Raw genomic sequence first — 24683 nt, forward strand, 5'->3', positions numbered from 1 at the left:
CAAATTTCGCTCGACACAAGTTTAAAGAGAGTTTTTCCGGAATGATTCATTGGTCAGCCCCGTCGCCCATACCATATCCGCCGTGTCTTGGTTAGACTTGGAGAATGAGCGAGAATCTGTTTCTGACTTTGGCTGCCCTCGCTACTGTGGCTTGCCCGGATTTGGAGGTTGAGGGCTTGTGTCCTCCCACCGGGGATGATGAGGATTTCGCCTGGACGGGAGTACTTGACCACGAATCTAGCCGCTGGATGGTGTTAGCTTCGCTCAGTGACACGGGAAAGGAATCGCTGGAAAAACAAGAAAAAATTCTTGCTATGCTCGCTAACTATCACGACGCGCATCGGATTACATTCGAGGTTCCCCGCCCGGTGGGACGTACCAATGGTCATATTTCACGCGGGGATGCTGGCGGGATTGTCCCCCCAGAGGTAATCTCATTGCAGGCGATAGTTTACCGAATGCTTCCCGGTAATCCCTTGGAGTTTGGCGATATCGGCGCTAATTCCGACATGGCTCGCAGTCTCGGTAGGGCTATCGCCATGTTGCATGAGGTGCCTGCCAGCATAGTGCCTCATTCCGGGTTACCTAGCTTTACCGTAGCGGAAATTCGCGACAAACTGCGTGAAAAGCTCTCGACTGCGGTTTCAACCGGCTTGGTACCCCCAACCCTGCAAGCTCGGTGGGAGCAAGCTTTAGATGAAGATGCCTGGTGGCGCTTTCATCCCACTTTTGTCCACGGTTCCCTAGAGGCGCAAACGGTTCTAGTGGCCGATTCCCGAGTGCTAGGGATATCGGATTTCTCCGAGGTCTGTGTAGATGATCCCGCTAAAGACCTGGCTTGGCTGTTGACCGAGTTATCGGAGCAAACTGTGGACTCAATTTTTGATGCCTATCACTTGGGTCGTGCCGAAGGCGCAGATTCTTTCCTGCGACAGCGCAGCGAGCTGTATAACGAGCTAGCCTTGGTGGACTGGCTCAACTGGGGAGTATCACAGGAAAACCCCGCGATTATTGCCGACGCCCAAGAGCTGATGGAAGAGCAATTGGAACGTTTGGATGGGGACTTATCGCTGACCGGAAAGCCACTATTTGATGCCGACACGGACACAATTGAACTTGATGGTTCCAAGGACGCACCCACTACAAATTCTTCTGAGACAGAAACTCCGTAGCTTCGGTTTCACCACGTTTGAGTAGTTTATAAAGGTACTCAGGGGTATAGTCTGGCATTTTCAGGTGTTCGAGGATACTCTCTAGGGTCAACACTTGATGCTCGGTTTCACCTTCTTTCAAATACACGTAGGCACATTGGATGTCTTGCGAGTCGAGTTCCGGGTGAGTTTGCAACCAATACAACCGATAGATTCCCAACTGGTGCAAATACCTCTCGTATTGGGGGGGATGTGGATGCGACGCGGTTTTCCAATCTACAATCCAGGTGGTGCCGCAGCTACGCTCTTGGAAAACCGCGTCGATACGCAGGGGAACCTCGAATCCCTCGGTGCCTTCCCCCACGACGAGACTGCCACTGTGCTCTATATCCATAACGGCTTTCCCCTTTAGGAATTGGAGGTTTTCCCAAGTCTGACGGTAACAATCCAGTTTCAGGCGGGAATCAGCATCCAAAGTGGCTTCACTCCCGTCGGGAATGTCCAAGGTGGGCTGTCCCAACTGCTGGGCAATCCAGGCGTGCATGATTATCCCCAGCCGCGCCGCAGGTGAGGGTGGAAGCGGCAGCGGACGCAGCTTTTGTAGCATAAAGTCATCACTTGACTCGTCGAGCTTCACCACGGAGGTGGCGGCGATTTGACGCAGTAGCGTGCTCGAATCTAAGCGTGGACGGGGCGCGTTATACAGTTTCCATACTCGCCAGCTCAAACTGCCAGGAATGGCCGATTCGAGTGCCTGAGAATCCGGGGGATTTTCTGCCGCCACCGTAACCATTTGGTAGGAGCGTTGCAGCCCGGCCACGTCCCAGGGAAATGTTTCGGGTCGAATGGACTCTGGAGGCAAATCCAGCCAGGAAGGAGCCTGCCACAGTCCCGCTTCGAATTCCTGAACATTCGGGTTAGCTTCCTCTGGCTCCGTAAAGCAGGGATTTATATCCCCCAACCAGTCAGGCAGGTGCATAAACTCTTGAGAATTCACGAGTGTCATGCCTTTATTCGGCTTTTCCATGCAGAACAATTTCGCGTCTTCACCAAGCAAAACCCGGAAGAAAGCCCCCGGTTTCGCAGTGTTGACATTGCAACCCTTGAACCAGCTCATAGAGAGGAACAAGTGGCTTTTAGCCCGAGTGAAAGCCACATAAGCAAGATTGGCTTCTTCTTTGAGGTGGTGCAGAGTCCGCACCCCATCGTATTGCTCTAAAAACTTGCGGGAACGGTCTTTTTCCCCGAGTTGTCTGAGGTTTATCTCATATTGAGGTAGACTGTCCCGGTCCCCACGCAGAGGGTAGGGCAAAACAAAGTAGTTTTTAAGCCAGATTTCGGTGCGATTATCTGGAAAGTTTCCCTCGGACAAGCCGGGAACCGCCACGTAATCCCATTCCAGTCCCTTAGCCGCATGTACCGTAATGACCTGAACTTTTTTGGTGTCGACTGCCTCCTGGAACTGCCCCACTTCCTTTTCTTCACTCTCAGCCACGTCCAACCACTCCAAAAATGCCCGCAAGGTGGCTTGTCCGCTGCGTTCGAAGTCTTCAATAATCGACAAAAATATCGTGAAGGCTTCTTCCTGGTAAGGGGTTCCTGGAATCCGCTGTTCTATATCCAGACCCAACAGTTTCGCGGCTAGTTTAGCCATTTGTAGGGGGGTGGCATAGGAGACATGCTTTTCAAGTTTGGCGATGATTTCCCGAAGTATAGCGAGTCTTTCTCGCCCGGGCTGAGAGACGCTGGCACCTATCTGGCTTTTCATCACTTCTTGGAAGGGTAGTACGGTTCTGCCGGCCGCTTTACTGATAGCCTCGAGATCTTCGCGCGATAAACGGAAGCGATTGAGCAACAGCAACAGGCTTCCTGAGTTTTGCGGATTCACCACTACGTTTAGTGCCGCACGTACCAAAACCACTCCCGGATCCAGTAAGGCACTTTCCCTGGCTTGTAGCTGGAAGGGAATTCCCCGACGCGACAATTCGCGCAAAATGGGTAGCATAATGCTTTTCTTGCGGCACAGCACCGCAGCTGTAGGGAGACTAGGAGGTTGTCCCACTCGGCCTGCGGCCTGCCAGGCAGCGGTTTTCTCTACAGCTTGCTCCAGGTCTTTACGCCAATTTTCAAGGAAATTTGCCACTGCCTGGGCTTCGTCGGTGTCGGTGAGGAATGGAGCCCCATAGACACGACCTAAATCTGGACTAGCTCCGGGACGCAGGGATAAATCGGGCATAATGAAGTTTTCGTTTTTGCCCTCTGTCCGGTTTTGTTCAGCGATTTCAGAAGCAATGCAATTCGCTACGTTCAAGATGGCGGCGTCATTCCTCCACGAGGTTCGCAGTGTCAAGGACGCGACCTTCGAGGGATTATCGGAAAAATACTTGGGAAATTCCTCTATCGAGGCGGCCGAGGCCCCCCGCCAGGCATAAATGGCCTGGTTAGGATCCCCCACCGCTGTCACCGCGTGATTCCTAAACAGCGCGGAGAGGTATTTTAACTGCGCAACCGACGTGTCTTGGAACTCATCAAGCAACACCAACTGGTATCGCTGCTGGTAGCTTTGAGAAATGTTCGCGACTTTTTTCAACAATTCCACTACTTCCCGGGTCTGATCGGAAAAATCGGCAAACCGCAGTTGGGCTTTGCGGGTATTGAACGCCCGAATCACTTCCACTGCATCCACCCCGAAGCGCATTACTTCTACAGTTCGTTCCAAGTCCTTTTTGGCTTGGCTGGTCAAAGGCAAATCCAGATTTGTTATCTCTGCGCCAAGCGCCTTTTCTCGCTGTTTATCATTGGCTGCTTTAGCGGCTTTTTTGGCTGCTTTCAAGGGCTCCAGTGCTTCGTCTAGCTTTTGGGAGGCTAATAACTCGCGCTGCGCCGTCGCGAGGAAGTCCGCATAGAGCTTTTTCATAGTGTTCAAGTCCACCACATGCGCATTGACATCCCCCGCCAGGTGCAGCAGTCCCTCAATAAAGTTCCCTACCGAGGCACCTTCCTCTTCTCGATAGGAGAGATTAGAAACCCAGGTTTCTAAAATCTGAGACATAATTTGAAACCGAGTGCCATCAGTGATGGTTTGGTAGCCGGAATCTCTACCGGCCAGCACCCCGAACTCTGTCAGCACTTTGGAGGCTAAGGCATCATAAGTGGAAACTTCTACCCCACTGCGCAGTATCCGAGAAGTCATCCCGGATTCCCGCAAAGCATGTAGCCCAGCAGTCAAGCTCCGAATGAAACCGTGAATCTTTGAGTCGTCTCGCCACTGCCAGTCCCCCTTCAGCTGACGACACATCTCGACTTCAAAACGCGATGGGCTGGCTACAAACTTTTCCAGATTTTGTGCCAGGTTATCTAGGCGCAAAGCGAAACGCTGCCCCATTTCAGCAGTGGCTTTCTTGGTAAAGGTCAGTCCTAGGACGCTTTGGGGGGAAATCGCCCCGTTTACCACCCAGTAAACCAGGCGATTCGCAATGGTCTCGGTTTTTCCGCTGCCCGCCCCAGCAACCACCAACAGCGGCTCAAGGGGTGCCTTAATAACCTGTTCCTGTTCCTCAGTTGGGGGAAACGCTTTGGTCAGCAGCGCTAAATGCTCCGGATTCAATATTTCGATACTGGTTTTACGCATAGTATTCCACCTCCACAGGTAGGGTGTTCGCCTTGAAAAAACTCCCGCTTTCTTGTCTTTGTACCAATTGCCGCCCCGCTAAAGCCGCAACTGCCAAGTTCACTCGATCTTGCAAGAACTCTGCCAAGGTTGTCCCCTCTGGGTCCCCAAGTCCAAAATCCGTTTCCCCACGACGCTTTTTCTCTATCCAAGTTTGGGAATCTTGTAACAAAAGACGGTGTTGTGCGGTAAAAGGTTTGGCTATTTTCACCACCGTCAGCTCATCAGCTAGACTACCTTGAGCTACAACCGTAGTCTTATCCCCTCTTAGCCCCACAATCCAGGCGGCATCAGCAACGAGTCCCTGCGGGGCACCGCCTATCGGCCGACCCTCATTAAAAGCCTTCTGGTAAAGCAATAGCTGCAGGTTATTCGCCACCTTAGGCTTGGTATAGTTACCTAAACTCCCAGTTTTATAGTCGGCTAAGACAATTCCACTCTCGGTAAATAGCACCCGGTCAATACGAGCCGTGTAAGAGATTTGTCCCAGATTATTACTGTCCGGGATTGTCATACGGTAACCACACTCAAATAAAGAAGGAACTTGGTGGTCGTAAAGGAATTCATTCATCCTTTTCAAGAGGTAGTTTAAACGACGTTCAAAATTAATAAACATCCAGTTTTCTGCCCGACTCCCTTCCAGGAGTTTTTCCATCAAACCCGCAGTTTCCTCGCAAATTTCTTCGCGTTTAAGCTTATCCACTTTATCATCACAGCTACTGCCATACCAATGTCTTCGACCCATTTCTTCGGCTACTTTATGAATCAAAGTACCAATAATTGCTGCATTATATTCTTCCTCTCGTTCATCTTCATATCCCAAGCGAGACATTTCGGTATCAAAAGGATTATTTAACAGACTTTCCATCCCTGAAGCGCGAATTCGGAACACTGGTTTATTCTCAACGGTAGTTTCCCCGGCAGAAACTGCGGGTTCCACAACGGTGGGCCGTAATATTCCCATCCAGTTTTCCGGGTTCGCCGCCCGGGCGGCGGAACCAGGAGCGTTACCCAACCAAGCTAAAAGACTCGCAGCCTCACTCTGTTCAGCACTGCCCACTCCTAACATTTGAACCTGTGCGTCGCTAAGCATGGTCAATATTCGCAATCGAGCAACCATGTCACGCAGATTACTGGGAGGATTATCCAACAGAGCAAAGCTAGCCGTCCCCGCACCGCTGTTTTCTGTCCCCTCTGGTTTGGGAGTAAAACCAACCACATCTTTATGAACAACTATCGCGGGATTATCCGCTAGACGAAGTACCAAGGGCGAAGGACTCTCGAAATCACCAGTCGTGGTTCCCAATACCAAGGTTTCAGTGGCGCGGGTAATGGCTGCCAGGAAGCGTCGCAAATCAGCATGGAATGACCATTGGAATCCCGCTTTTATCACTTCCAGATTCGCACAATCTGTTCCGGTATCGTCACGGCTCAAGTCAAACATAGAGGTACCTAATAAGTCCCCCGGCCAGCTACGGCTCGGCCAGGCGCCGTCATTCAGACCCGCCACCGCCACCACTTTCCAGTGTCTAGAAGCTGCCCCGATGGGAGTGGTGATAGTTACTGCATCGGTACTTTGATGGTGGGGAGCCACGCTAACAGTAGGCAGGCTACGGTCAAGCATTTTTTTCGCGAACACGGCGGCATCGCCCCCCGGATAACGCTGTTCATACCAGTCAGCGGCCTTGAACAAGTCCATAACCAAGTCCAGCTCTAAGTTGAGCTGATCACGAACTATCGAATCCAACTCTGATGTGAAAGTTAGTTCCCGTAATTCTTCGCCCCGTCCTAGACCATCCCATAAAACCCACAGCATCATCTGGACATTGCCGCTGTCCTTTTGCCACAAATCCTGCACCTTGATCAACACTTCGTAGAGCTCCGCCAGCCTCTTGGCATCGCCCAGGGCGAAAACCGTCTCGAGGTCTTGATTGTGGAAGGGTCGAGATGCCAGTAAATCCTCCCAGAATTCCTTTACCCACGGCAGAATTCCGAGTTTATTGGTATTCATTTCCCAAGCGGAGATGGCGGACTCAAAATCTGCGGCTTGCGAAAAATCGGATTGTCGTGGCATGGGGTATGCCAAGTCTTTCAGCGCATCATCCAGTTGCCGCAGTCTCGCCGACCCCCAACCAAAGAACTCGGATTGTAAGAAATCCGTTATCAAGAAATCCGTAAAATCCCAGGTTTTCGCGCAAGCCAGTTTCAAAAGTCGCAACAGCCAAGCGCTGAACCTCCCTTCGTTTATCTGGGAAGTAGCTTCGGACAAAGACGCCGGAACACCCAAGGACTTGAGCTGCTGGCAAACCGAGTGCCCTACCGCCTTCGAATTGACCAACACCGCCATCTGCGAATACGGCACTGAGGGGTCGGAAAACAGGTGTACTTCTTGTAAAAACCGTCCGATAAATCGGTATTGGCGAGCATCGTTCGCGGCCTCTATGAGATGCACACCCGACAAACCGTCCTCCGCTGACGGCTTTTCCTGGGACACCGGGTGAGCCTCACCCAGCGGCTTCCACAAGTCGAGCGTAGTACTAACCCCAAAAGTGTTAACTGTATCACGCCAAAAAGACTCCAGCCGGTCGTTGGCATAGGTTTCGGTCAGCATTTTTTGCCTAACTTTACGTCCCGAGAGATTGGCTTGCAACCGCTGTGCCAACTGCTGCAAAGCCTGGGGCTCGCCCCCGCGATACTCGTTACAAGACAAATCCGCCAATCCCACCGCCACAACTTGGGTTCCGGTAGCCGCCCATTGACAAACAATTTCTTGCATTAGCCCATTGGCATTTTGCCAATCATCCAAAAGTACTAGGCTCGGCTGTGCCACATGTTTCCCGGCCTCGAGAGCCTGTAAATATTCTTCGTAAAGACTGCCGGCATCCAGCTCCCACGGGTTTTTCCCACCCTGGCTCTGGCTGGTCTTGACCTGTTGGCGCAGTTTACCCAAAATCCCGCGTACCCAGGGGTGTAATGCCCCCAAAGTGCGTTGTTTCTCGACACAGCGCACCCGGTAAAGCCCATCGAGCAGGTTTTGCCGAAAACCTTGCGTACCGACAGCAGCCGCAAATCCACCGGGAACATTGGATTCCAACCACGGATCCATCCAGGCCAAAACTTCCGCGTCCGAGAGTAAACGCACTTCGCTGCAATCCGCCGCCCGGCGCATCTCGTTGAAAAAACCCCAGACCGCGCTGGCGAAAGAACGACTGTCCCCCACTACCGCGTTGTCTAGACGCAAATCAAAGGCACGTCGAGCCAACGCTTTGGCCTGGGCCCCGCTGCCGGTCAAGGCCAGGGATTCCTCCCAGCAATTCAACAACACAGCCAGCAGGGTGGTTTTCCCACTAGCCGGTAACCCCGACACAACAACGTGTTCACCCCGGGCGACTCCTTCAAGCACAGGGCGAAATTGCTGAATTTCACCGCCCAACGCGGCGGCTAACAGCAGCTCAGCAGCATTCAAAACTTCAGCTCTATCATTCATACCTAACACTGTACAAGAGGGTTGTACCCCAAAATTTCCCTTCGTTACACCCAAGTAATTTCGCATGGTCGCAACGAAAACCATAGAATACTTAGAGAGATAAAAACCAGTAAAGGACGGACATGGAAATCAAGATTGGGATTAAAAACGTCTCCCGGGAACTTGCTTTGGATTTGGACACCAACTCCGAAGAACTCAAAGCTCAACTCACCTCGGCTATCAAAACCCAGGAAACCATTGACCTAGTTGACAAACGTGGGGCACACACCCTGGTCAGTGGCGCGGATATTGCCTACGTAGAATTCTCGCCCGAGCATCAAAACCGCATCGGTTTCGCCCTGTAAATCAAACGGCCGGGATGCCCGACAATAGACAACTCCGCCACCGGACAAGCCCAGTTGACTCGCGTCGGAGCAATCCCCGTTTACGCTAAAAATGCGGCTCACACCTCATGAAGCCGAAACCAACGACGCGACCAACCAAGCCGAGCCGAACTAATAAGTCAACCCCAAATCCTGCATGCGCCTAGAATGCGAAGTCGTGATTTTGTCCGCGATTTCACGCACATCGCGCTGCGGGGGAATCAAATCCGGATAAGCCTCGAGCAGATTCTTTACCCCAGCCAAAGTTTCACCCGCGACTCGCCGCCCCCACATAGAGAGGCGCGCCGCCAAAGTAGGATCTTCACTAATCGCCCCGGAAAGGCGCGAACGCACCCACGGCGCATGCCCGGTCGCTCCCGTTACCCCCAGGATTCCGGCCAAATCCGCCCCGGCATCCTCGCCTACAATCGACTCTAAATCCACTAAAACCCCAACGAACACATAGCTTTTTACCATGCGCTCCCACCAGTCTCGCGGACGGGTACGCGCCTCCATATCGTCAAAGAAACCCACGAAAGGCTGAGTTAACACCGCCAAGTCCAGGCTGCGGCGGGTCGCGAAGGCCTCGAGGTCATCAATCGCCGTCACAAAGGACACGCCCATTCGCGCCAAAGTGAGCTGGTCAGTGAAGTTTGTGGTTTGGGAAACATCGCGAGCCAGACGGGCATAAGCCGTTATCCGCGCGAACGCCACCAGACCCAAAAGATTGTCTCGAGAGGCAGAAGTGTTATCCATACTGCTATTCTAGTCCAATCAATGAGGTGAACTCACTGACAAAGGCTCTGTAAAATCGGAAGATGAAAAGATGAAAGATACCTCGGTTCGTGTGAATTCCCGGCTACGCTGGGTTTCGGGTTGGCGCTGGGCACGCCTCACTTTGGCGGCGGGGATTTCTGTGGGGTTGGGGGTTACTTTAACTCCAGTTTCATTAGGTGCCATTTCTCAAAACGCCGTAAACACAAGTATTAAAGCCACCCAAGGCCCTTCGTACAGCCCCCAGCCCAGCGCTACCCCAGCCCCAAAAACCTTCGAGATTACCCCACCTCATGACCGCAGCGAAACCACTGCTCGCAACGATTTTGAGCGCATCTGGACAGCTACAAACCAAACCGTGCCCTTCTCACAAAACACCGTGATTTCCACTTGCACCCCGGGAAGCCCCAACCCAGAGGCTACCAATCGAATGTTGGGGATATGGAACTATACGCGAGCTTTGAACGGATTGGAACCCGTTCAAATTCATGCTGACTCCCCGGCGGCACAGCCAGCGCAGGCGGCAGCTCTCACTGCCGCCATCGGGCCGGTGGCCTCCTCGAATCCGGGCGCGGTTAAGGGTGCCACCTGCGTCACCCCCGACGTGCAACTAGCTTCCGGGGCGGGAGTTATCGCTAGACTCGACGGGATTGTTACCCCTGCCACCGAAATCTTGCGCTATATCACCGAGGCCTCCCTCGATAACGTAAACGACAACCTGGGACACCGCCTGGAGCTTTTCGCACCACAACAGGCTTATACCACTATCGGCGCTGTCTCCATTGGTACTTCGGGGCCTTGCGCATCTTCGATTCAGCTCTTTGATGAAAGCTATCGGACGGCAAAACGTCCCCTGTCTCCGTCCCTGTGGCGCCAAAACGCCGTCACGCCCAAGCATCTCGCCTGGCCCAGCCCGGGGTTCTTCCCCACTCGTTTACTGCCCACCGGCGCCAAAGAAGACATCTCCCGCTGGTCTTTTTCCGCCCAGTGTGCGGATTTACGACAAGCCACAGTCAGTGTCACTGACCCGAAAGGAAACGCGGTTCCCCTAGAAGTCATCCATCGCGAGGAACCTGGATCGGATGTCAATAAAACCCCTTGGGAATACGCCGGATATGACACGGTTTTGTTCAAAATCCCGCTGTCACACCTGGAGATTCCGCAGTTTTATGACCAGTCGGAATATCGGGTCAAGATTTCGGGGATACAAACCGCCTCAGGATGTATGCCACAGCCCGCCGACGTGTCTTATAACGTAAAGCTGTTCAATTCTTCCTGGCCGGCCGACCCGCAAGGGGATGCGGATAGCGACGGGGTACCGAACTTCAAGGATGCTCACCCCCTGATTCCAGATTTAACAACCTCACGGCTGGCCGGAGCGAATCGAATTGAAACCGCAGCCCGAATTGCTTTGGAAATGCCATATAAAGCTACAAAGGTCTATCTGGCACGTAGCGACCTCTTGGTTGATGCCCTGGTGGGTGGCTCTCTGAAAGATGGCCCCGTGTTGTTATTGTCGCCTCATGAAACTGCCATACCACCCATCGTCACGCAAGTAGTAAACACACTGAACCCCAGCGAAGTCGTCGCCCTGGGGGGAACCAAAGCCGTTTCGAACCAAAAACTCTTTGCGATAGCCTCGGGACGCAAAGCCACCCGTTTGGGGGGCAGTAACCGCATCCAAACCTCTCTGATGATAGCCCGGAGGGTCGGAAACGGCGCAAACTCGCTTTATCTCGCCCAGGCCTACACGCCTCAAGGCAAAGCCAGCCCCGATGCTTTGACCGGGGCAACCCTGCCGGATGGGCCGATTACGCTGGTGAATTCTTCGGTTCCCACTATCGCCACAATCCGCCAACTGGCTGCTGACCTGCAGGTGAAACGCATAGTTGCCTTGGGAGGGTCGAGAGCGGTGCCAGAGAAAGTGTTACAAAACATTGCGATTGGACGACCCGCAACCCGCCTGGCCGGCGCTGACCGATACGAAACCTCACTCGAAATAGCCTTGGAATCCTCGCGGCTGCACCCCACCAATCGGGTGTACCTAGCGCGCGGTGACGTATTTGCGGATGCCGTAGCGGGAACCAAACTACAAAACGGCTCTATACTGTTGGTTCCCCCGGAATGTAAACCACTACAACCCGAAGTACTCAAAGTTTTGTCCACGTTGCGCGCCTTCCAAATTACGGCTTTGGGCGGACAAAACGCGGTGTGTGAGTCTAATCTCGAAGCGACCAAAGAATGGCCAGACGTGGTTAACGAGACCGTCACCGATTTCTAAGCCGCGTTATTTCGCCTCCGCTAATCTCTAGCCGCACGTGCCTTGGTAGAATAAGCCTGAGCAACAGATAGGGAGGAAGCATACGTGAACAGCGAAACCGACCTGGAGTATCCCCAACCAAACCAAGAAGTTGACGCGGATATTACCGGGGTAAACGACCTGAACGCCAACCAGGACAAGACTTTTTCCGATTTCGGGGTGGAACCTGAAATTGTGGCCGCCCTGGCGGATAAAGGCATCATTCACCCCTTTCCCATCCAGGCTTTGACCCTGCCGGTAGCAATTGAGCGTCACGATATTATCGGTCAAGCCAAAACCGGTACGGGCAAAACCCTGGGTTTCGCGATTCCAATTTTGCACGACATTATTGGACCTGGTGATGAAGGCTGGGATGAACTGCCCTCTCCGGGGGCACCGCAAGCCCTGGTATTGCTGCCTACCCGTGAACTTGCCAAACAAGTCGCAGCCGAGATTCGCGCCGCAGCCTCTCACCGGGTAGCGCGCATCCTCGAAATATACGGTGGGGTTGGTTTCGACTCCCAGATTCAATCCCTCAAAGACGGGGTAGAAGTTGTGGTGGGCACCCCCGGACGCCTGATTGACCTGATGAAACACGGCGAACTACAGTTGAAAGAAGTTCGCACCCTGGTTTTGGACGAGGCTGACGAAATGCTCGATATGGGGTTCCTACCTGATGTAGAGGTTCTGATAGCCGCCACCCCACCGGAACGCCACACCATGCTGTTTTCGGCCACAATGCCAGGTCCAGTGGTGGCTCTGGCCAGACGCTACATGTATCAGCCCACACATATTCGCGCCGCTGACCCTTCTGATGATTCCAAGACAGTTCGCCAGGTGCACCAGTTTGCTTATCGGGTGCATTCCATGAACAAAGAAGAAGTCGTAGCGCGTATCTTGCAGGCGAAAAACCGGGGTTTGACGATTATTTTCACTCGCACCAAGCGCAGTTGCCAACGCTTGGCCGATGAGTTGACGAATCGGGGTTTCGCGGCGGGCGCGATTCACGGGGATTTGAATCAAAGTGCCCGGGAACGGGCGCTGCGGGCATTTCGCCACGGCAAGGTAGATGTGTTGGTAGCTACCGATGTGGCGGCGCGCGGAATTGACGTAGACGATGTAACCCACGTGATTAACTTTGAATGCCCCGAGGACGAGAAAACCTATATTCACCGTATTGGTCGCACCGCCCGAGCCGGGCATTCCGGAACAGCAGTTACTTTTGTGGACTGGGAGAGTGTCACTAGGTGGCGCGTGATTAACCGGGCGTTGGAACTAGGATTGGAAAATCCCACCGAAACCTATCACACTTCGGCGCATCTATATGCTGACCTAAATATTCCTATTGATACTCCCGGATATCTGCCTCGATCGCTACGAAAACGCGCGGGGTTGAATGCCGAAGCGCTAGAGGATTTGGGTGGGGATTCATTAGGTGCCAGCCGAAATGGACACCGTCACAAGAACCGCGATCATCACAAGAATCGAAAACGTCCCACGGATAAGAATGCTAAGTCGTCCCACCGCGCTAAAGATTCTGGTAAAAAGGATGGAGCGAAAGAATGCTCTAAGAAAGGCGAGGCGAAAAAACATCGCAAACGCAAGCGTATCCGCAGAAGTCACCAAGGGGAAGACTAAATGATAGATTATCTCACCCCCTTTGAAGGGGTTGTGTTTGGTGGCATTATCGCCCTGGGAATTCTCGCTATGTTAAGTCCCGAGGACACCACCCAAATGATTGGGGCTATCCTGTTGACGGCCGGTTTCTGGGGGGGAGTAATTGCCTTGATACGCGGTTTGCTGCACCGCGAGCCCGGGTCGTTGTACCTGTTGAGCTTTGTGGGCGCTTTAATTGCCGGACTGGTGAAATTCTTTGTGTTTCCCGATTTCGGTCAAGACGGTGAATCCAATGTGATTTGGGCTTTTATTGTCGGCATCGGAATTGCCGGTATTGTGGGAACCGGGTTGAATGCTTTGATTCGTAAGCCCCCCGAGGAACCGGAAAATACCCTCGAAACACCGTCGCAAACTGCCGAGGCACCGCCCGAAATGCAGCCGGTGCCCCTGCCCGGAAAAGACACAGACGATACCGTCGCGAGTTCCAACTCGGAAAGCAGCTAGTTCCAGAGTTAGGTTCCATGTGGATTTCGCTCTGCTTCGGGCGTTTTCCGAATTTTTCCGGGGTTTAGTTTCGGGTTGGCAGCTCTCCTAACAGCGGGGTAGCACCCCGCTGCAAAATGGGCTCTAAGCTTGACGACGGCATCAGGTTCTCTCCCAACACGTTAGGTTTGCCCCGCCCGTGATAATCCGAGCCCCCCGAGACAAACAGTCCCAGTTCCTCGGCCAAGCCCAGCGCCAGGTCACGTGGTGCCGCGCCGAGTTCGCGGTGATAAACCTCAATGCCCGCCACCCCGGCTCGCGCCAAGTCGCGTACCGTATCGGCTTGCAACGGCCTTTTGCCGCGTTTAGCAGCAAAAGGATGGGCGATTACCGGCACTCCCCCATCCGCTAGCCCGGCCGCCACTACCTCGAAGGTGTCCACCACCGGGCGAGACACGTAATACGGGGAATGCGGGCCAAGCACCCGATCGAAAGCCTCGGATCGGGTCGCGAAATACCCCTTTTTCACCAAGGCATCCCCCAAATGCGGGCGCCCTGGGGTTAAGCCGGGCACCTCGGCGATGACCTCTGCCCAGGTAATCGGATAATCAGTGCTAATGTTTTCCACCATGCGTTGCAGGCGCACTAGCCGCTCGTCGTGCACATTTTGCAGCACGGCGCGCAAATGTCCACGACTCGGGTCAGGCAGATACACCAGCAGGTGGACGGGCTGTAACCCCACTGAGGTCGAAATCTCGGAACCCAAAAGCACCGCCGGTGGATTGGCGCCAGCAGCCAGTAACTCGGCATGCGCCTCATGAAACGATGCCCAGTGGTCAAAAGTATCGTGATCCACGGCACCCACCACATCCAAACCAACCTCGCGCGCCCTAAGCAACAGGTCGCGGGGGGCATCCGTGCCGTCAGATAGCGCGGAATGCACATGGGGGTCGATATGCAGCTCCATAACCCTAGTCTAGCGACGTAAGATAGAAACATGTCGAATCAGAAAGAAACCCGCTCTAAGAACCGTTCTCGCCAACCCAAATCCCCCGAATTTAAGAAATTCATGGGGGCAAACTGGGGGGCGCGTCCCACCGATGGGTATGAGCGCAGCGAAGCCGTGCCTTTCGCTTCGGCACGACGCGAAAAACTGGGGAAACAGTTCGCGGGAATACGCCTGGTAATTCCCGCCGGTGCCCTGGTGACACGGAACAACGACTGTGACTACCGTTTCCGCCCGCACTCGGCTTTTGCGCATTTGACTGGGCTGGGAACCGACCGACAGCCCAATGCCGTGTTGGTGTTGGATCCCGCGACTAAAGACCCTGCTGATGGCGAGACCACCCATACCGCCACGATCTACTTCCGTCCCCGCGCCTCACGCCAATCCGAAGAATTCTATGCCAATGCGCGTTACGGGGAGCTATGGGTCGGAGTGCGCCCCAGCCTGGAAGAATTCGAGCGCATGAGTGGCATTCACTGTGAGCCTCTCGATGCCCTCCCCGAGGCCTTGGCCAAAAACGCGGGCGAGGTAGACTTCGCGTTGGTAGCGACCTCTGATACAGAAACCACCGACTTGGTGAACCAGATACGCCAAAAAGCGGGACAAGACCCCGAGTCGGCTGCGAAACTGGACGAAAAACTGGAAGAAGCCCTTTCAGAGCTGCGTCTGCGTAAAGACTCGTGGGAAATCGACCAGATGCGACGTGCCATCGCTGCCACCAAGGAAGGCTTTGAACAGGCAATTCGTTCCTTCCCTCGGGCTTGTGCCCATTTCCGGGGTGAACGGGTTATCGAAGGTGCCTTCGGGGCGCGCGCCCGGGAACTGGGCAACGGACTGGGATACGACACGATTGCAGCTTCCGGCGAGCACGCCGCCACCTTGCATTGGATTGTCAACGACGGGGTGGTGCGTGATGGGGACGTGATTTTGATGGATGCCGGGGTGGAGCTCGACTCGCTCTATACCGCTGATATCACCCGTACCATGCCAATAAACGGGCACTTCACCCCGGTGCAACGTCGCATCTATCAGGCCGTGTTGGACGCTGCCGACGCGGCTTTCGAACGCGCCAACCAACCGGGATGTATTTTTGCTGAGGTGCACGAGGCTGCCATGGAAGTCATCGCGAAACGCCTGGATGAATGGGGTTTCCTGCCGGTGTCTTGGGAAGAATCCCTAGAGTCAAACGGACAGTATCACCGTCGGTGGATGGTACACGGTACTTCGCATCACCTGGGCTTGGATGTACACGATTGTGCCCAGGCGCGTCGCGAAATGTATACCGAAGCCAAGCTAGAGCCGGGCATGATTTTCACGATTGAGCCGGGGCTGTATTTCCGTAAGGACGACCTGGCTGTCCCCGAGGAATATCGCGGGATTTCAGTGCGCATCGAGGACGACATCCTGGTGCGCGAAGACGGCTCCTGTGAACGACTCTCCGAGGGGATTGCGCGCGACACGGATGCGGTGGAAGCCTGGGTGCAGGGACTCCTGGGTTAGGCCGGGTTAGTAGGCCGGGCGAGATTCCGCGGTTTAGCCCGCCGTCAGGGCACGCACCTCATGAACCGGCCATTACCCCACCAATGTGACTTAGTGGGCAAACTGTTGCAACGCGTCGTAAATCAACTGGGTGTATATATCTTGGCCTGCCGGTTGGGGGTGTACCGAATCGCTGGCCAATAACTCCGGATGTGGCGCAATCGCCCGATCCCAGGGCGCAACCTTTACCCGGTCAGGATACTCGCCCGCCAAGGAATACATGGTCTGGTTGGAAATCTGAATCCATTGCTGGGAAGGCTTACCGAAGCCAGTGACGAACACGATTTTCGTGGTGGGCGGCAATTCGCTCAAGAGGTTTTGTCCGTCTTGGACGCGGAAGGTAGAGTTCGTGGCCAGCGCAAACACCAGGTAGGGGCGCAGCGTGCCTTGGTCTCGCATAGCGCGCATAATCGAAAAACCCGCGATGCTGGAGCGGGAAACTTCGGCGTTCACGTTGATTCCCGGCAGTTTCGCGGCCAGTTTCGGTACCGATGCCAGGGTAACTGAATCCCCGATTACGTCGACTTGGCTGCCGTCTATAGGTGTCGGGGTGGGGCTGGGGGTGTTTTTCACCTCGGTTTCATGAGGTGCCGGCATCCTCGAAGCCTTTTCTCCAGGGGTGGGATGCCCGGGATTCGGGGTAGTGTCCGCCGGGGATTTATCCGCTGGTTGCTGGGCTTTGTCCCCCGCTTTACCCGGGGTTTTCGCGGGTAAAGCAGGATGTTTTTTCATGAAGTCCTGGCCTTTTTCCACCAGGATAGCCGCGCTGGTTTTAGCGGGAGCCACCACCAAAGCAGCACCTAATGGAGCCACCGCCAGCGCCAATACCGCCACGGCTGCCAGCAGCTGTTGCACCGGCTGCCATTTTTTGAGGCGAACCGGACGCCACGCCCGGAGGGTTACAAGGATTCCCTGGCGCCTCATGGGCTGTTCCACAAAGGTATACGACAGGTGCGCGGCAAGTATCGCCACCACGGTGATAACCGTCAAAGCCTGCCATTGGGGCAAATCGGGGGCGATTCCCATCACAATTAGGTAAACCGGCCAGTGCCACAGGTATAGGGAATAGGAACGCACCCCCAGCCACACCAGGGGGCGCCAACTGAGGAATTCCACCAAGACTTGTCCCGGCCCACTGACCCCAGAGATTTCCTCCATACAGGTTTGGATAATCCCCACCGTCAGGAAGCTGACCGCAAACACACCCCAGGGATAGGTAAAATTGTCCGTGTCGTGCAAGGTCAGGAAGCTAGCGATTACTCCAATCGTGCCCAGCCAGGCGGCCAATCCCCGGATTCGCACCGTCGCGTTATCCAAGTAGTGCGGTGTGTTTTCCAGAGCCGAGGGGAACAGCAAGGCTAGCATCGCGCCCAGCATCAGCCCGAAAGCATGGGTGTCGGTACCCTCGTAGATGCGGGTTAGATTCCCGCCGAGAGCTTGCAAGATGGCCATTTCTGCTACTGAGGCCGCCGCGAGCAACACTGGCACCACCCAGCGGTGGCGGTTCGGTAACAGGAATGCTCCCAGCAGCACCAGCGGCCACACCAGGTAGAACTGCTGTTCCACCGCTAAAGTCCACATATTGGACAGGAACTGGGGGTTGGCTCGGTCGAAGTAAGACTGCGCAAATATCACGTTGAGCCAGTTGTAGGTAAAAGTCAGGGAACCCAAGACCTGCCGGGCAATTCCCACCAAGTAATCCCGATTCACCAAAGCGGCTATAGGCACCGTAATCAGTACCGTAAGAGTTACGGCCGGGAAGAGACGGCGCAGGCGCCGCACCCAAAAACTGCGCACCCGGATTTTCCCAGTCAAACGCCGCTCCTGAGTAAGCATCGCGGTAATTAGGAAACCCGAAAGCACAAAAAATACATCCACCCCCATGAACCCGCCGGGCATCCAGTTGGGGGCAACGTGGTAGACCAAAACCGCCAGTGCCGCCAGCGCTCTAAGCCCGTCTAAACCACGCAGATAGTAGCGCGGCTTGGAGGCGTTTTCGCTGGTAGTATCACGTTTAACGGCGGGTTTCTGCGTTTTTTTCTCTGAGCCCAAAACCAAAGCCGAACTTCCCTTTCCGCGAGTAAAACCTGAAGCCTAGGATTCCAGCCTAGTCTCGGTTCGGTATTTTTCTGAATAAGAATATAGCATTGAACCCATGGCCGTTACTACTGATGAACTAAGAAAAGTACTGGAAAAAGTCAAGGATCCCGAGATTAATCGTCCTATCACCGATCTGGACATGGTGCGCAATATTTCTGTCGATGCCGACGGCGCGGTCGAGGTTGAGATTGCCTTGACCATTGCGGGTTGCCCGATGCAAAGCCAGATAGAGCGTGATGTTTATGCGGCGCTGGCGGCGGTTGACGGGGTCACCAGCGTTAACGTCATCATGAGGGGCATGTCGGAAGCCGAGCGCGGGGCTTTGAAGGAACGTTTGATGGGTGAGCGTCCCGTGATTCCTTTCTCACAGCCAGGCAACCTGACCCGGGTTTATGCGATTACCTCCGGTAAGGGCGGGGTCGGGAAGTCGTCTATCACCGCGAATCTGGCGGTGGCACTGGCCGATTTGGGCTTGCAAGTGGGTGTGTTGGATTGCGATATTTACGGGTTTTCCATCCCGCGCATGTTGGGGATTGGCGATGCCCAACCCACCCCGGTGGGAAACATGATGATGCCCCCGGTGGCGCACGGGGTGAAAGCCATCTCGATGGGCATGTTTGTGCCCGACGGACAGCCGGTGGTGTGGCGCGGCCCGATGCTGCATCGCGCCTTGGAACAGTTCCTCTCTGAGACCTATTGGGGGGATTTGGATGTGCTGTTGCTGGATTTGCCGCCCGGGACTGGCGACGTGGCGATTTCGGTGGGACAGTTGCTGCCCACCGCCGAGATTATCGTGGTGACCACCCCGCAACAGGCCGCTGCCGAGGTCGCGGAACGCGCGGGTTCGATTGGCAGCGTCACCAACCAAAAGGTCGCGGGGGTAATTGAGAACATGAGTTACCTGCAAGGACCCGATGGCACCCGCATGGAGATTTTCGGCAGCGGCGGGGGCGAAACCGTGGCCAGGCGCTTGGCGACCTTGCTGGGTTACCCGGTGCCTTTGCTGGGTCAGATTCCCATGGAACAGGCCTATCGTGAAGCCAGCGATTCGGGCACACCAATCGTACTTTCCCCCGATGCCAAGGACGGTTCTTCGCTGGCCGGGGCGGCTTTGCGCGGTATCGCGACGGAACTAAAGACCCGTTCCCAGTCTCTGAAGGGGCACCGCCTGAACCTAATGGTGAAATAGGCCGGTTCATGAGGTGCTAGGGGATAAATACTCAAGACGAAGCGACTAGCGGTTCTTGATGGCCACCAACAGCCCATCCCCGCAGGTCAGCAGGTTTTCGATCCAGGAGTCGGATTCGCGGATTGCCCGCAGCACCTCGCGCAGCGCCACGGTGTCGGGTTCACGGCGCGCCGGGTCAGCCACCGAATCCCGCCACAGGGCGTGAGGCACCACCAGCACGCCCCCCGGACGCAGCGCCTCTAGCAGCAAATCGACATAAGCCTGGGTTTCCTGGGGGTCGGCATCGATAATCGCCATGTCATAGACCCCGCGACTCATGCGCGGCAACACTTGCAACGCCCGACCGGTAATCATCCGCACCCTCGTCAGGGGCACCCCCGAACGACTGAGCAGCTCGCGGGCAATCTGGTGAATCTGTGCCTCCGAGTCAATGGTGGTCAACACACCCTCTGTCGGCATCCCCGCCAGCGTCCACAGAGTAGAAACCCCCGCCCCGGTACCTACCTCGATTACCGACTTCGCCCCGGTCGCTCCCGCCAGCATCCGCAACGCCGCCCCGGTCGCGGGGGAAACTGGAGTTGCACCAAGTTCTTCACCCCGGGCGCGCGCCACCGCGATATTCTCCGATTCAAGTAAAAAATCCTCGGCGTATGACCAGCTAAGCGTCTTATCAGCGGAAATAATAGGCTCCTTTGATTGGGATGATGTGGGCGAAGTCTACTTTACAAATTTTTCCAGTTCCTTCGCCAGCTGCGTGACTTCCTGGTCATTAAGCTCTATCACCAGACGCCCCCCACCATCAGCGGGAATACGCATCACATTACAGCGGGGTTCTTTTGTAACTTCCAAGGGTCCGTCCCCCGTACGGGGTTTCATGGCTGCCATCGATGCCTCTTTTCCAAAAAACGGTCGTGCTCTAATTATATAGAACTCTGGGACTTTTGGAGAGGCACAACCGCTTTTAAGCGAAGCCTTAACCAAGATGAGCCGTGTTTTCCACTACAATCCGCTGAGCCTCGGCGGCGGTGTCTACAACTTGGATAATCCCGGTTTCCTCTAGGTCGACCATGCCCTGTGCCACCAGACCATCTCGAACCCACCCCAGCAGCCCACTCCAGTAATCCTTGCCCACCAAAACGATGGGGAATTGCTTGATTTTATGGGTTTGCACCAAGGTGATGGCCTCGAAGAGCTCGTCAAGTGTCCCGAAACCACCGGGCAATACCACGAAAGCCTGGGCGTATTTCACAAACATGGTTTTACGCACAAAAAAATACCGGAATTCCACGCCTAAGTCGACGTACTGGTTCATGCCCTGTTCGTGGGGCAGTTCGATGCCCAAGCCAACCGAGAATCCCCCATTTTCGTGGGCACCCTTAGAGGCAGCTTCCATCAAACCCGGCCCCCCACCGGTAATCACGGCGTAGCCAGCCTCGGCAAAAGCCTTGCCGACTTCCTCACCTAACTGATAGAACTCACTGCCGGGTTGTACCCGCGCCGAGCCGAATACAGTGACGGCTTTTTTACCAATGTCGGCCAGGGATTCAAAGCCATCGACGAATTCTCCCATGATGCGCAACACCCGCCACGGGTCTCCATTCGTCCAGTCCGCGTCAAGGTTGGGGCGCAGCAGCTGCTGGTCAGCCAGTTCACGTTTGGCTCGATCCCGGGCAGCGCGGCGGTTCATAACGGTTCTCATAAACGATTTCCTTTACTGTTTTGTAACATAGCAATATTACATGGGTTTAGGCTTACGAATCACACTTGAGTCAGTTTTGCGGCAGCACCAGGTCAGTCTGCAGCGTCGCACTCGGGCCATTATTCAGCGGCGAGGCTGGCGGCTTTCACGTCTTGGGCATGTTCCCGCGTAGTCACCAACAGTCGACCGTTTTCCTCGATTACCACCGCCCCGGGGATGCCCACTATCGCTATGCCGGCCAGTCCCGGGGCACGCACTAAGGCTCCGGGAGCGGCCACGGCGGTCGCAGGGGTTTCCGGGGTCAGATTCACGAGGGGATAGCCGGAGTTTCCGGCATTTTCCGAATTCCGCCCAGCGGGAGTTTCTGAATCCCCGGCGGGCTTTATGTCCGTTTTTTGTTGGATTCCGCCCGCTGAATCTCCGGTATTGTCGGCGGCAATACCGGCGTAAAGGTCATAGATGGCTGCCCAATCCCCGATATCCGACCAGTCAATGTCCGCCGGGGCGGGCGCGACCGCGACCGCCCCGCAGCGCGCCAGGGGCTCGGCCAACACCGTATCAATCGGGGCACGCGGCACCTGTCGCCACAATGCTAATTGTGCCTCAGAATCAAGGGTTTCCCCCGCCGCCGCCAGGGCGCGCAGAGCGGCCGGTGCGCCGGGCGCCTCGCGTTCCAAGGCCTCGAAAAACATGTCGGTGCGAAACACGAACATGCCGGCATTCCACAGGTAACGTCCGGTTTCCAGGTAGGCTCGGGCGGTGGTGGCGTCGGGTTTTTCGTGAAACCGTTTCACGAGGTGCCATCCCGGGTTTCCCGGCGCTTTGTCGCCGATTTCGATATATCCATATCCGGTGGCTGCTTCGGTCGGAGTGATACCAATTGTGGCGAGTTTCCCGGCCTCGGCTCCGGCTTTGGCCGCGCGCAAAGCGCGGGCGAAAGCCGGCGCATTCCCCAAATGGTGGTCGGCCGCAAAGGAACCCACCACCGCGGTTCCATACGCTTCTTCTACCACGGCCACGCCCAGCCCAATCGCGGCCAGGGAATCGCGTGCCTCGGGCTCTACCAGGAACCGGCTGGGAATCGCCAGCCCAAGGGCTTCGATTTGGGCTTGCAACGCCGGGGCGTGAGCCGCGCCGGTCACCCAGGTCAGGCTCGCCGCCAGAGGCGCGAGCCGCCGGGCGGTGTTTTGCGCCAAGGAGTATTTCCGGCTGGCACCTAATGAACCCACATTTAAAGTAGCCTCAGAAACCGACGCGCCGCCAACATCCCCAATGGCACCTCGTGAAGCCGGGGCACCCGCCGCCACGTCCGCACCCAAACCAACCCCGCGTGAACCCACCCCATCTGCGGCCGCATCAAGGGACAACAAAAACTTCGGACGTGCCGCCGTGGAAACCGGCCACAACCGCCGCCCCGCTCCCCCGGCGGGCACTAAAGCATGAAAATCCATAGAAAAATCATAGTCTGGCTCTCACCACCGACTCGACTGGCTGCCCGATGTCACCAAAAATTGCCAGTTATACCCGCAAACGCCACGATGGCGGGTATGCTGGGAGTCATGTATCTAGCCCCGCGTGAACCCGGCCAGGTGTATTTGGGAATGATTATCCCCCTGCCGGAGCCTTATGCCTCAGAATTGGCGAAAATAACCAAGACCCACGGCGTTCCCCCGCATATTACTATTGTGGAGCCGCGCCCGGTGAATCCCGAAGATGTGCCGTTGGTACGCGCCGAGGCCGAGCGGCTATGCGCCGATTTTTCGCCTTTCGTAATTAGTTTCGGCAATATCGGGGACTTTCGTCCGGTGTCCCCCGTGGTGTATATCGAGGTGCAACGCGGTTTCGAGACCTGCAAAGAGTTGGCGAAACGGCTGCGTTTCGGGCCACTCGCCGGCGAGGCGCGTTTCCCTTATTATCCCCATATTACGCTGGGCACGAATGTGACCGATGCGGATTTGGATTACGTTGCCCGGCTGTGTCGTCGCTCGCACGGATATTTCATGGTAGAAGGAATCGACTTGGACTTGGTGGAGCCCGAAGAGATTAAACCGGTCACCGTACTGCAGCTGGGCGGAGCGATTCGCACCGCCGAGATTCCACTGGCGGATGGAATCGCTGCTCTTGACGCGCAAGGACAGATTATTCCGGGGAGCGTCACAAACCCTGAAATTCCCAGGAATAGTGCCTAGTTTCGTGGCTTGGCCGCGTTATAGTCCGACAGTATTGAAAGGAATATATGAAGATCACCACGGTTAATGTGAACGGGGTACGTGCCGCTTTCCGTAAGGGTTTCGGGGATTGGCTGGCGAATGACGATTCGGAGTTGTATTGCTTGCAAGAGGTTCGCGCCACTGTCGAGGATACCGTGACTCTGTTTGGGTCAGCTTTCGACGTGCGGGTGTGGCCATGCCGGATAAAAGGGCGCGCGGGGGTCGCCTTGGTGGCGCGTCGTGATTCGGCGTTTTCATTAGGGGGCACTCGGGAAGGTTTGCCCGCAGCGCTCTATGACGAGTCCGGAGAACCGGATGTGGATTCGGGACGCTGGTTGGAAGCGGAGGTTTCACTGCCCGGTGGCGGGTCGTTGACCCTGGTCAGCGCCTATTTACATTCCGGGGAACTGGGGTCGGAAAAGCAGGAACAGAAACTTGCTTACCTGGAGCGAGCCACGAAGCGACTATCGGAACTGGCCGCAACGGCTCGCGCGGCCGGTGCGGGCGCTGCCCAAGCCTTGGTGTGTGGGGATTTCAACATTGTGCGCACCGAAAGAGATATTAAGAATTGGAAGCCGAACCACAATAAAGTCTCCGGCGTGATGGACGAGGAAATCGCGATACTGGACACGTGGATGAGCGATTCCTTGGAGGGCACGGCGAAACATCCGGCGGTGGATGTGACCCGGGCGCTGCTGGGCGAGGTACAGGGCCCCTACACCTGGTGGTCGCAACGTGGCAAGGCTTTCGATAATGATGCCGGTTGGCGCATTGACTACCAAATGGCCACGCCCGGGCTGGCAACTCATGCAGCCGAAGTATCAGTCTGGCGGGCACCTAGCTACGCCGAACGCTGGTCCGACCACGCGCCGCTGAGCATCACGTACCAGATATAAGCACGCCCGGTGGCGTACCAACTCCAAGCCCCCCTGCCCACGAACCTGGTCAAGCGCAACTCACGGACAACGCGCCCTTCGCGCCCGATATAAAGTGTCGCGTATCCCCGCTTCGCTTTTGTTTTCCGGCTTCATGAGGCGCCATTCGGGGTGGCGAGTGTGGTTGGAATAATGGTCTGGCCTGGGGGGATGTGGGGTTTC

Annotated in this window: 18 protein-coding genes; 9 read left to right on the forward strand and 9 right to left on the reverse strand. The window is 55.6% G+C overall.

The annotated features are described in order from the left end of the window. The first annotated feature begins 104 nt into the window (after positions 1-104). A complete protein-coding gene (locus HMPREF0577_RS05795; RefSeq protein ID WP_004012804.1) occupies positions 105-1172 on the forward strand; it encodes a phosphotransferase in 1068 nt (355 codons plus the stop codon). Here the strand turns inward: HMPREF0577_RS05795 and HMPREF0577_RS05800 are convergent. Together HMPREF0577_RS05800 and HMPREF0577_RS05805 are read right to left on the reverse strand one after the other, a co-directional pair. Beyond that, complete coding sequence (locus HMPREF0577_RS05800; RefSeq protein ID WP_004012805.1) at positions 1141-4782, reverse strand: ATP-dependent helicase; 3642 nt, start codon at positions 4780-4782, stop codon at positions 1141-1143. The genes HMPREF0577_RS05795 and HMPREF0577_RS05800 overlap by 32 nt on opposite strands. Next, positions 4775-8308 (reverse strand): PD-(D/E)XK nuclease family protein, encoded by a 3534-nt coding sequence (locus HMPREF0577_RS05805; RefSeq protein WP_004012806.1) that lies wholly within the window; start codon positions 8306-8308, stop codon positions 4775-4777. The genes HMPREF0577_RS05800 and HMPREF0577_RS05805 overlap by 8 nt, the downstream gene beginning before the upstream one ends. Positions 8309-8430: 122 nt before the next feature. Here HMPREF0577_RS05805 and HMPREF0577_RS05810 point away from each other — a divergent pair, with 122 nt between their 5' ends. Continuing rightward, positions 8431-8652: a DUF3107 domain-containing protein gene (locus HMPREF0577_RS05810; RefSeq protein ID WP_004012807.1), complete on the forward strand. Its 222-nt coding sequence runs from the start codon at positions 8431-8433 to the stop codon at positions 8650-8652. A 150-nt stretch (positions 8653-8802) separates the two neighbouring features. Here the strand turns inward: HMPREF0577_RS05810 and HMPREF0577_RS05815 are convergent, their stop codons facing one another. Next, positions 8803-9426: a ferritin-like fold-containing protein gene (locus tag HMPREF0577_RS05815; RefSeq protein ID WP_004012808.1), complete on the reverse strand. Its 624-nt coding sequence runs from the start codon at positions 9424-9426 to the stop codon at positions 8803-8805. Between the two features lie 70 nt (positions 9427-9496). Between HMPREF0577_RS05815 and HMPREF0577_RS05820 the strand changes: the two genes are divergently transcribed. The 3 genes from HMPREF0577_RS05820 (at position 9497) to HMPREF0577_RS05830 (ending at position 13864) form a co-directional block, all read left to right on the forward strand. Then, positions 9497-11725 (forward strand): cell wall-binding repeat-containing protein, encoded by a 2229-nt coding sequence (locus tag HMPREF0577_RS05820; RefSeq protein ID WP_004017455.1) that lies wholly within the window; start codon positions 9497-9499, stop codon positions 11723-11725. An 84-nt stretch (positions 11726-11809) separates the two neighbouring features. Further along, complete coding sequence (locus HMPREF0577_RS05825; RefSeq protein WP_004012810.1) at positions 11810-13381, forward strand: DEAD/DEAH box helicase; 1572 nt, start codon at positions 11810-11812, stop codon at positions 13379-13381. Further along, positions 13382-13864 carry a transglycosylase gene (locus HMPREF0577_RS05830; RefSeq protein WP_004012811.1) on the forward strand — a complete coding sequence of 161 codons (483 nt, stop codon included), beginning with the start codon at positions 13382-13384 and terminating at the stop codon, positions 13862-13864. Positions 13865-13928: 64 nt separating this feature from the next. On the opposite strand, the gene HMPREF0577_RS05835 is transcribed toward HMPREF0577_RS05830, so the two are convergent. Continuing rightward, positions 13929-14810: a PHP domain-containing protein gene (locus HMPREF0577_RS05835; protein WP_004012812.1), complete on the reverse strand. Its 882-nt coding sequence runs from the start codon at positions 14808-14810 to the stop codon at positions 13929-13931. Between the two features lie 30 nt (positions 14811-14840). Here HMPREF0577_RS05835 and HMPREF0577_RS05840 point away from each other — a divergent pair, with 30 nt between their 5' ends. Further along, a complete protein-coding gene (locus HMPREF0577_RS05840; protein WP_004012813.1) occupies positions 14841-16349 on the forward strand; it encodes an aminopeptidase P family protein in 1509 nt (502 codons plus the stop codon). 90 nt (positions 16350-16439) lie between these two features. On the opposite strand, the gene HMPREF0577_RS05845 is transcribed toward HMPREF0577_RS05840, so the two are convergent. Then, positions 16440-18446 (reverse strand): acyltransferase family protein, encoded by a 2007-nt coding sequence (locus HMPREF0577_RS05845; RefSeq protein ID WP_004012814.1) that lies wholly within the window; start codon positions 18444-18446, stop codon positions 16440-16442. 97 nt (positions 18447-18543) lie between these two features. Between HMPREF0577_RS05845 and HMPREF0577_RS05850 the strand changes: the two genes are divergently transcribed. Next, the gene (locus tag HMPREF0577_RS05850; protein ID WP_004012815.1) at positions 18544-19677 is read left to right on the forward strand and encodes an Mrp/NBP35 family ATP-binding protein; all 1134 of its coding nucleotides are present in this window, start codon (positions 18544-18546) and stop codon (positions 19675-19677) included. 45 nt (positions 19678-19722) lie between these two features. Here the strand turns inward: HMPREF0577_RS05850 and HMPREF0577_RS05855 are convergent, their stop codons facing one another. From HMPREF0577_RS05855 to HMPREF0577_RS05865, 4 genes are all read right to left on the reverse strand, one after another. Further along, positions 19723-20289, reverse strand: coding sequence for an O-methyltransferase (locus tag HMPREF0577_RS05855; protein ID WP_004012816.1), 567 nt, complete (start codon positions 20287-20289; stop codon positions 19723-19725). 105 nt (positions 20290-20394) lie between these two features. Then, a complete protein-coding gene (locus HMPREF0577_RS10945; RefSeq protein WP_004012817.1) occupies positions 20395-20562 on the reverse strand; it encodes a DUF3117 domain-containing protein in 168 nt (55 codons plus the stop codon). Between the two features lie 88 nt (positions 20563-20650). Then, on the reverse strand, positions 20651-21376 hold the full coding sequence (locus HMPREF0577_RS05860) for an LOG family protein (RefSeq protein WP_004012818.1): 726 nt from the start codon (positions 21374-21376) through the stop codon (positions 20651-20653). A gap of 119 nt (positions 21377-21495) precedes the next feature. Continuing rightward, positions 21496-22827, reverse strand: coding sequence for a sugar phosphate nucleotidyltransferase (locus HMPREF0577_RS05865; RefSeq protein ID WP_004012819.1), 1332 nt, complete (start codon positions 22825-22827; stop codon positions 21496-21498). 87 nt (positions 22828-22914) lie between these two features. Between HMPREF0577_RS05865 and HMPREF0577_RS05870 the strand changes: the two genes are divergently transcribed. Next, positions 22915-23565 carry a 2'-5' RNA ligase family protein gene (locus HMPREF0577_RS05870; RefSeq protein ID WP_004012820.1) on the forward strand — a complete coding sequence of 217 codons (651 nt, stop codon included), beginning with the start codon at positions 22915-22917 and terminating at the stop codon, positions 23563-23565. 47 nt (positions 23566-23612) lie between these two features. Next, positions 23613-24482, forward strand: a complete 870-nt coding sequence (locus tag HMPREF0577_RS05875; RefSeq protein WP_004012821.1) for an exodeoxyribonuclease III — start codon at positions 23613-23615, stop codon at positions 24480-24482. Positions 24483-24683: the final 201 nt, after the last annotated feature.

The sequence above is a fragment of the Mobiluncus mulieris ATCC 35243 genome (assembly GCF_000160615.1).
Classification (GTDB): Bacteria; Actinomycetota; Actinomycetes; order Actinomycetales; family Actinomycetaceae; genus Mobiluncus; species Mobiluncus mulieris.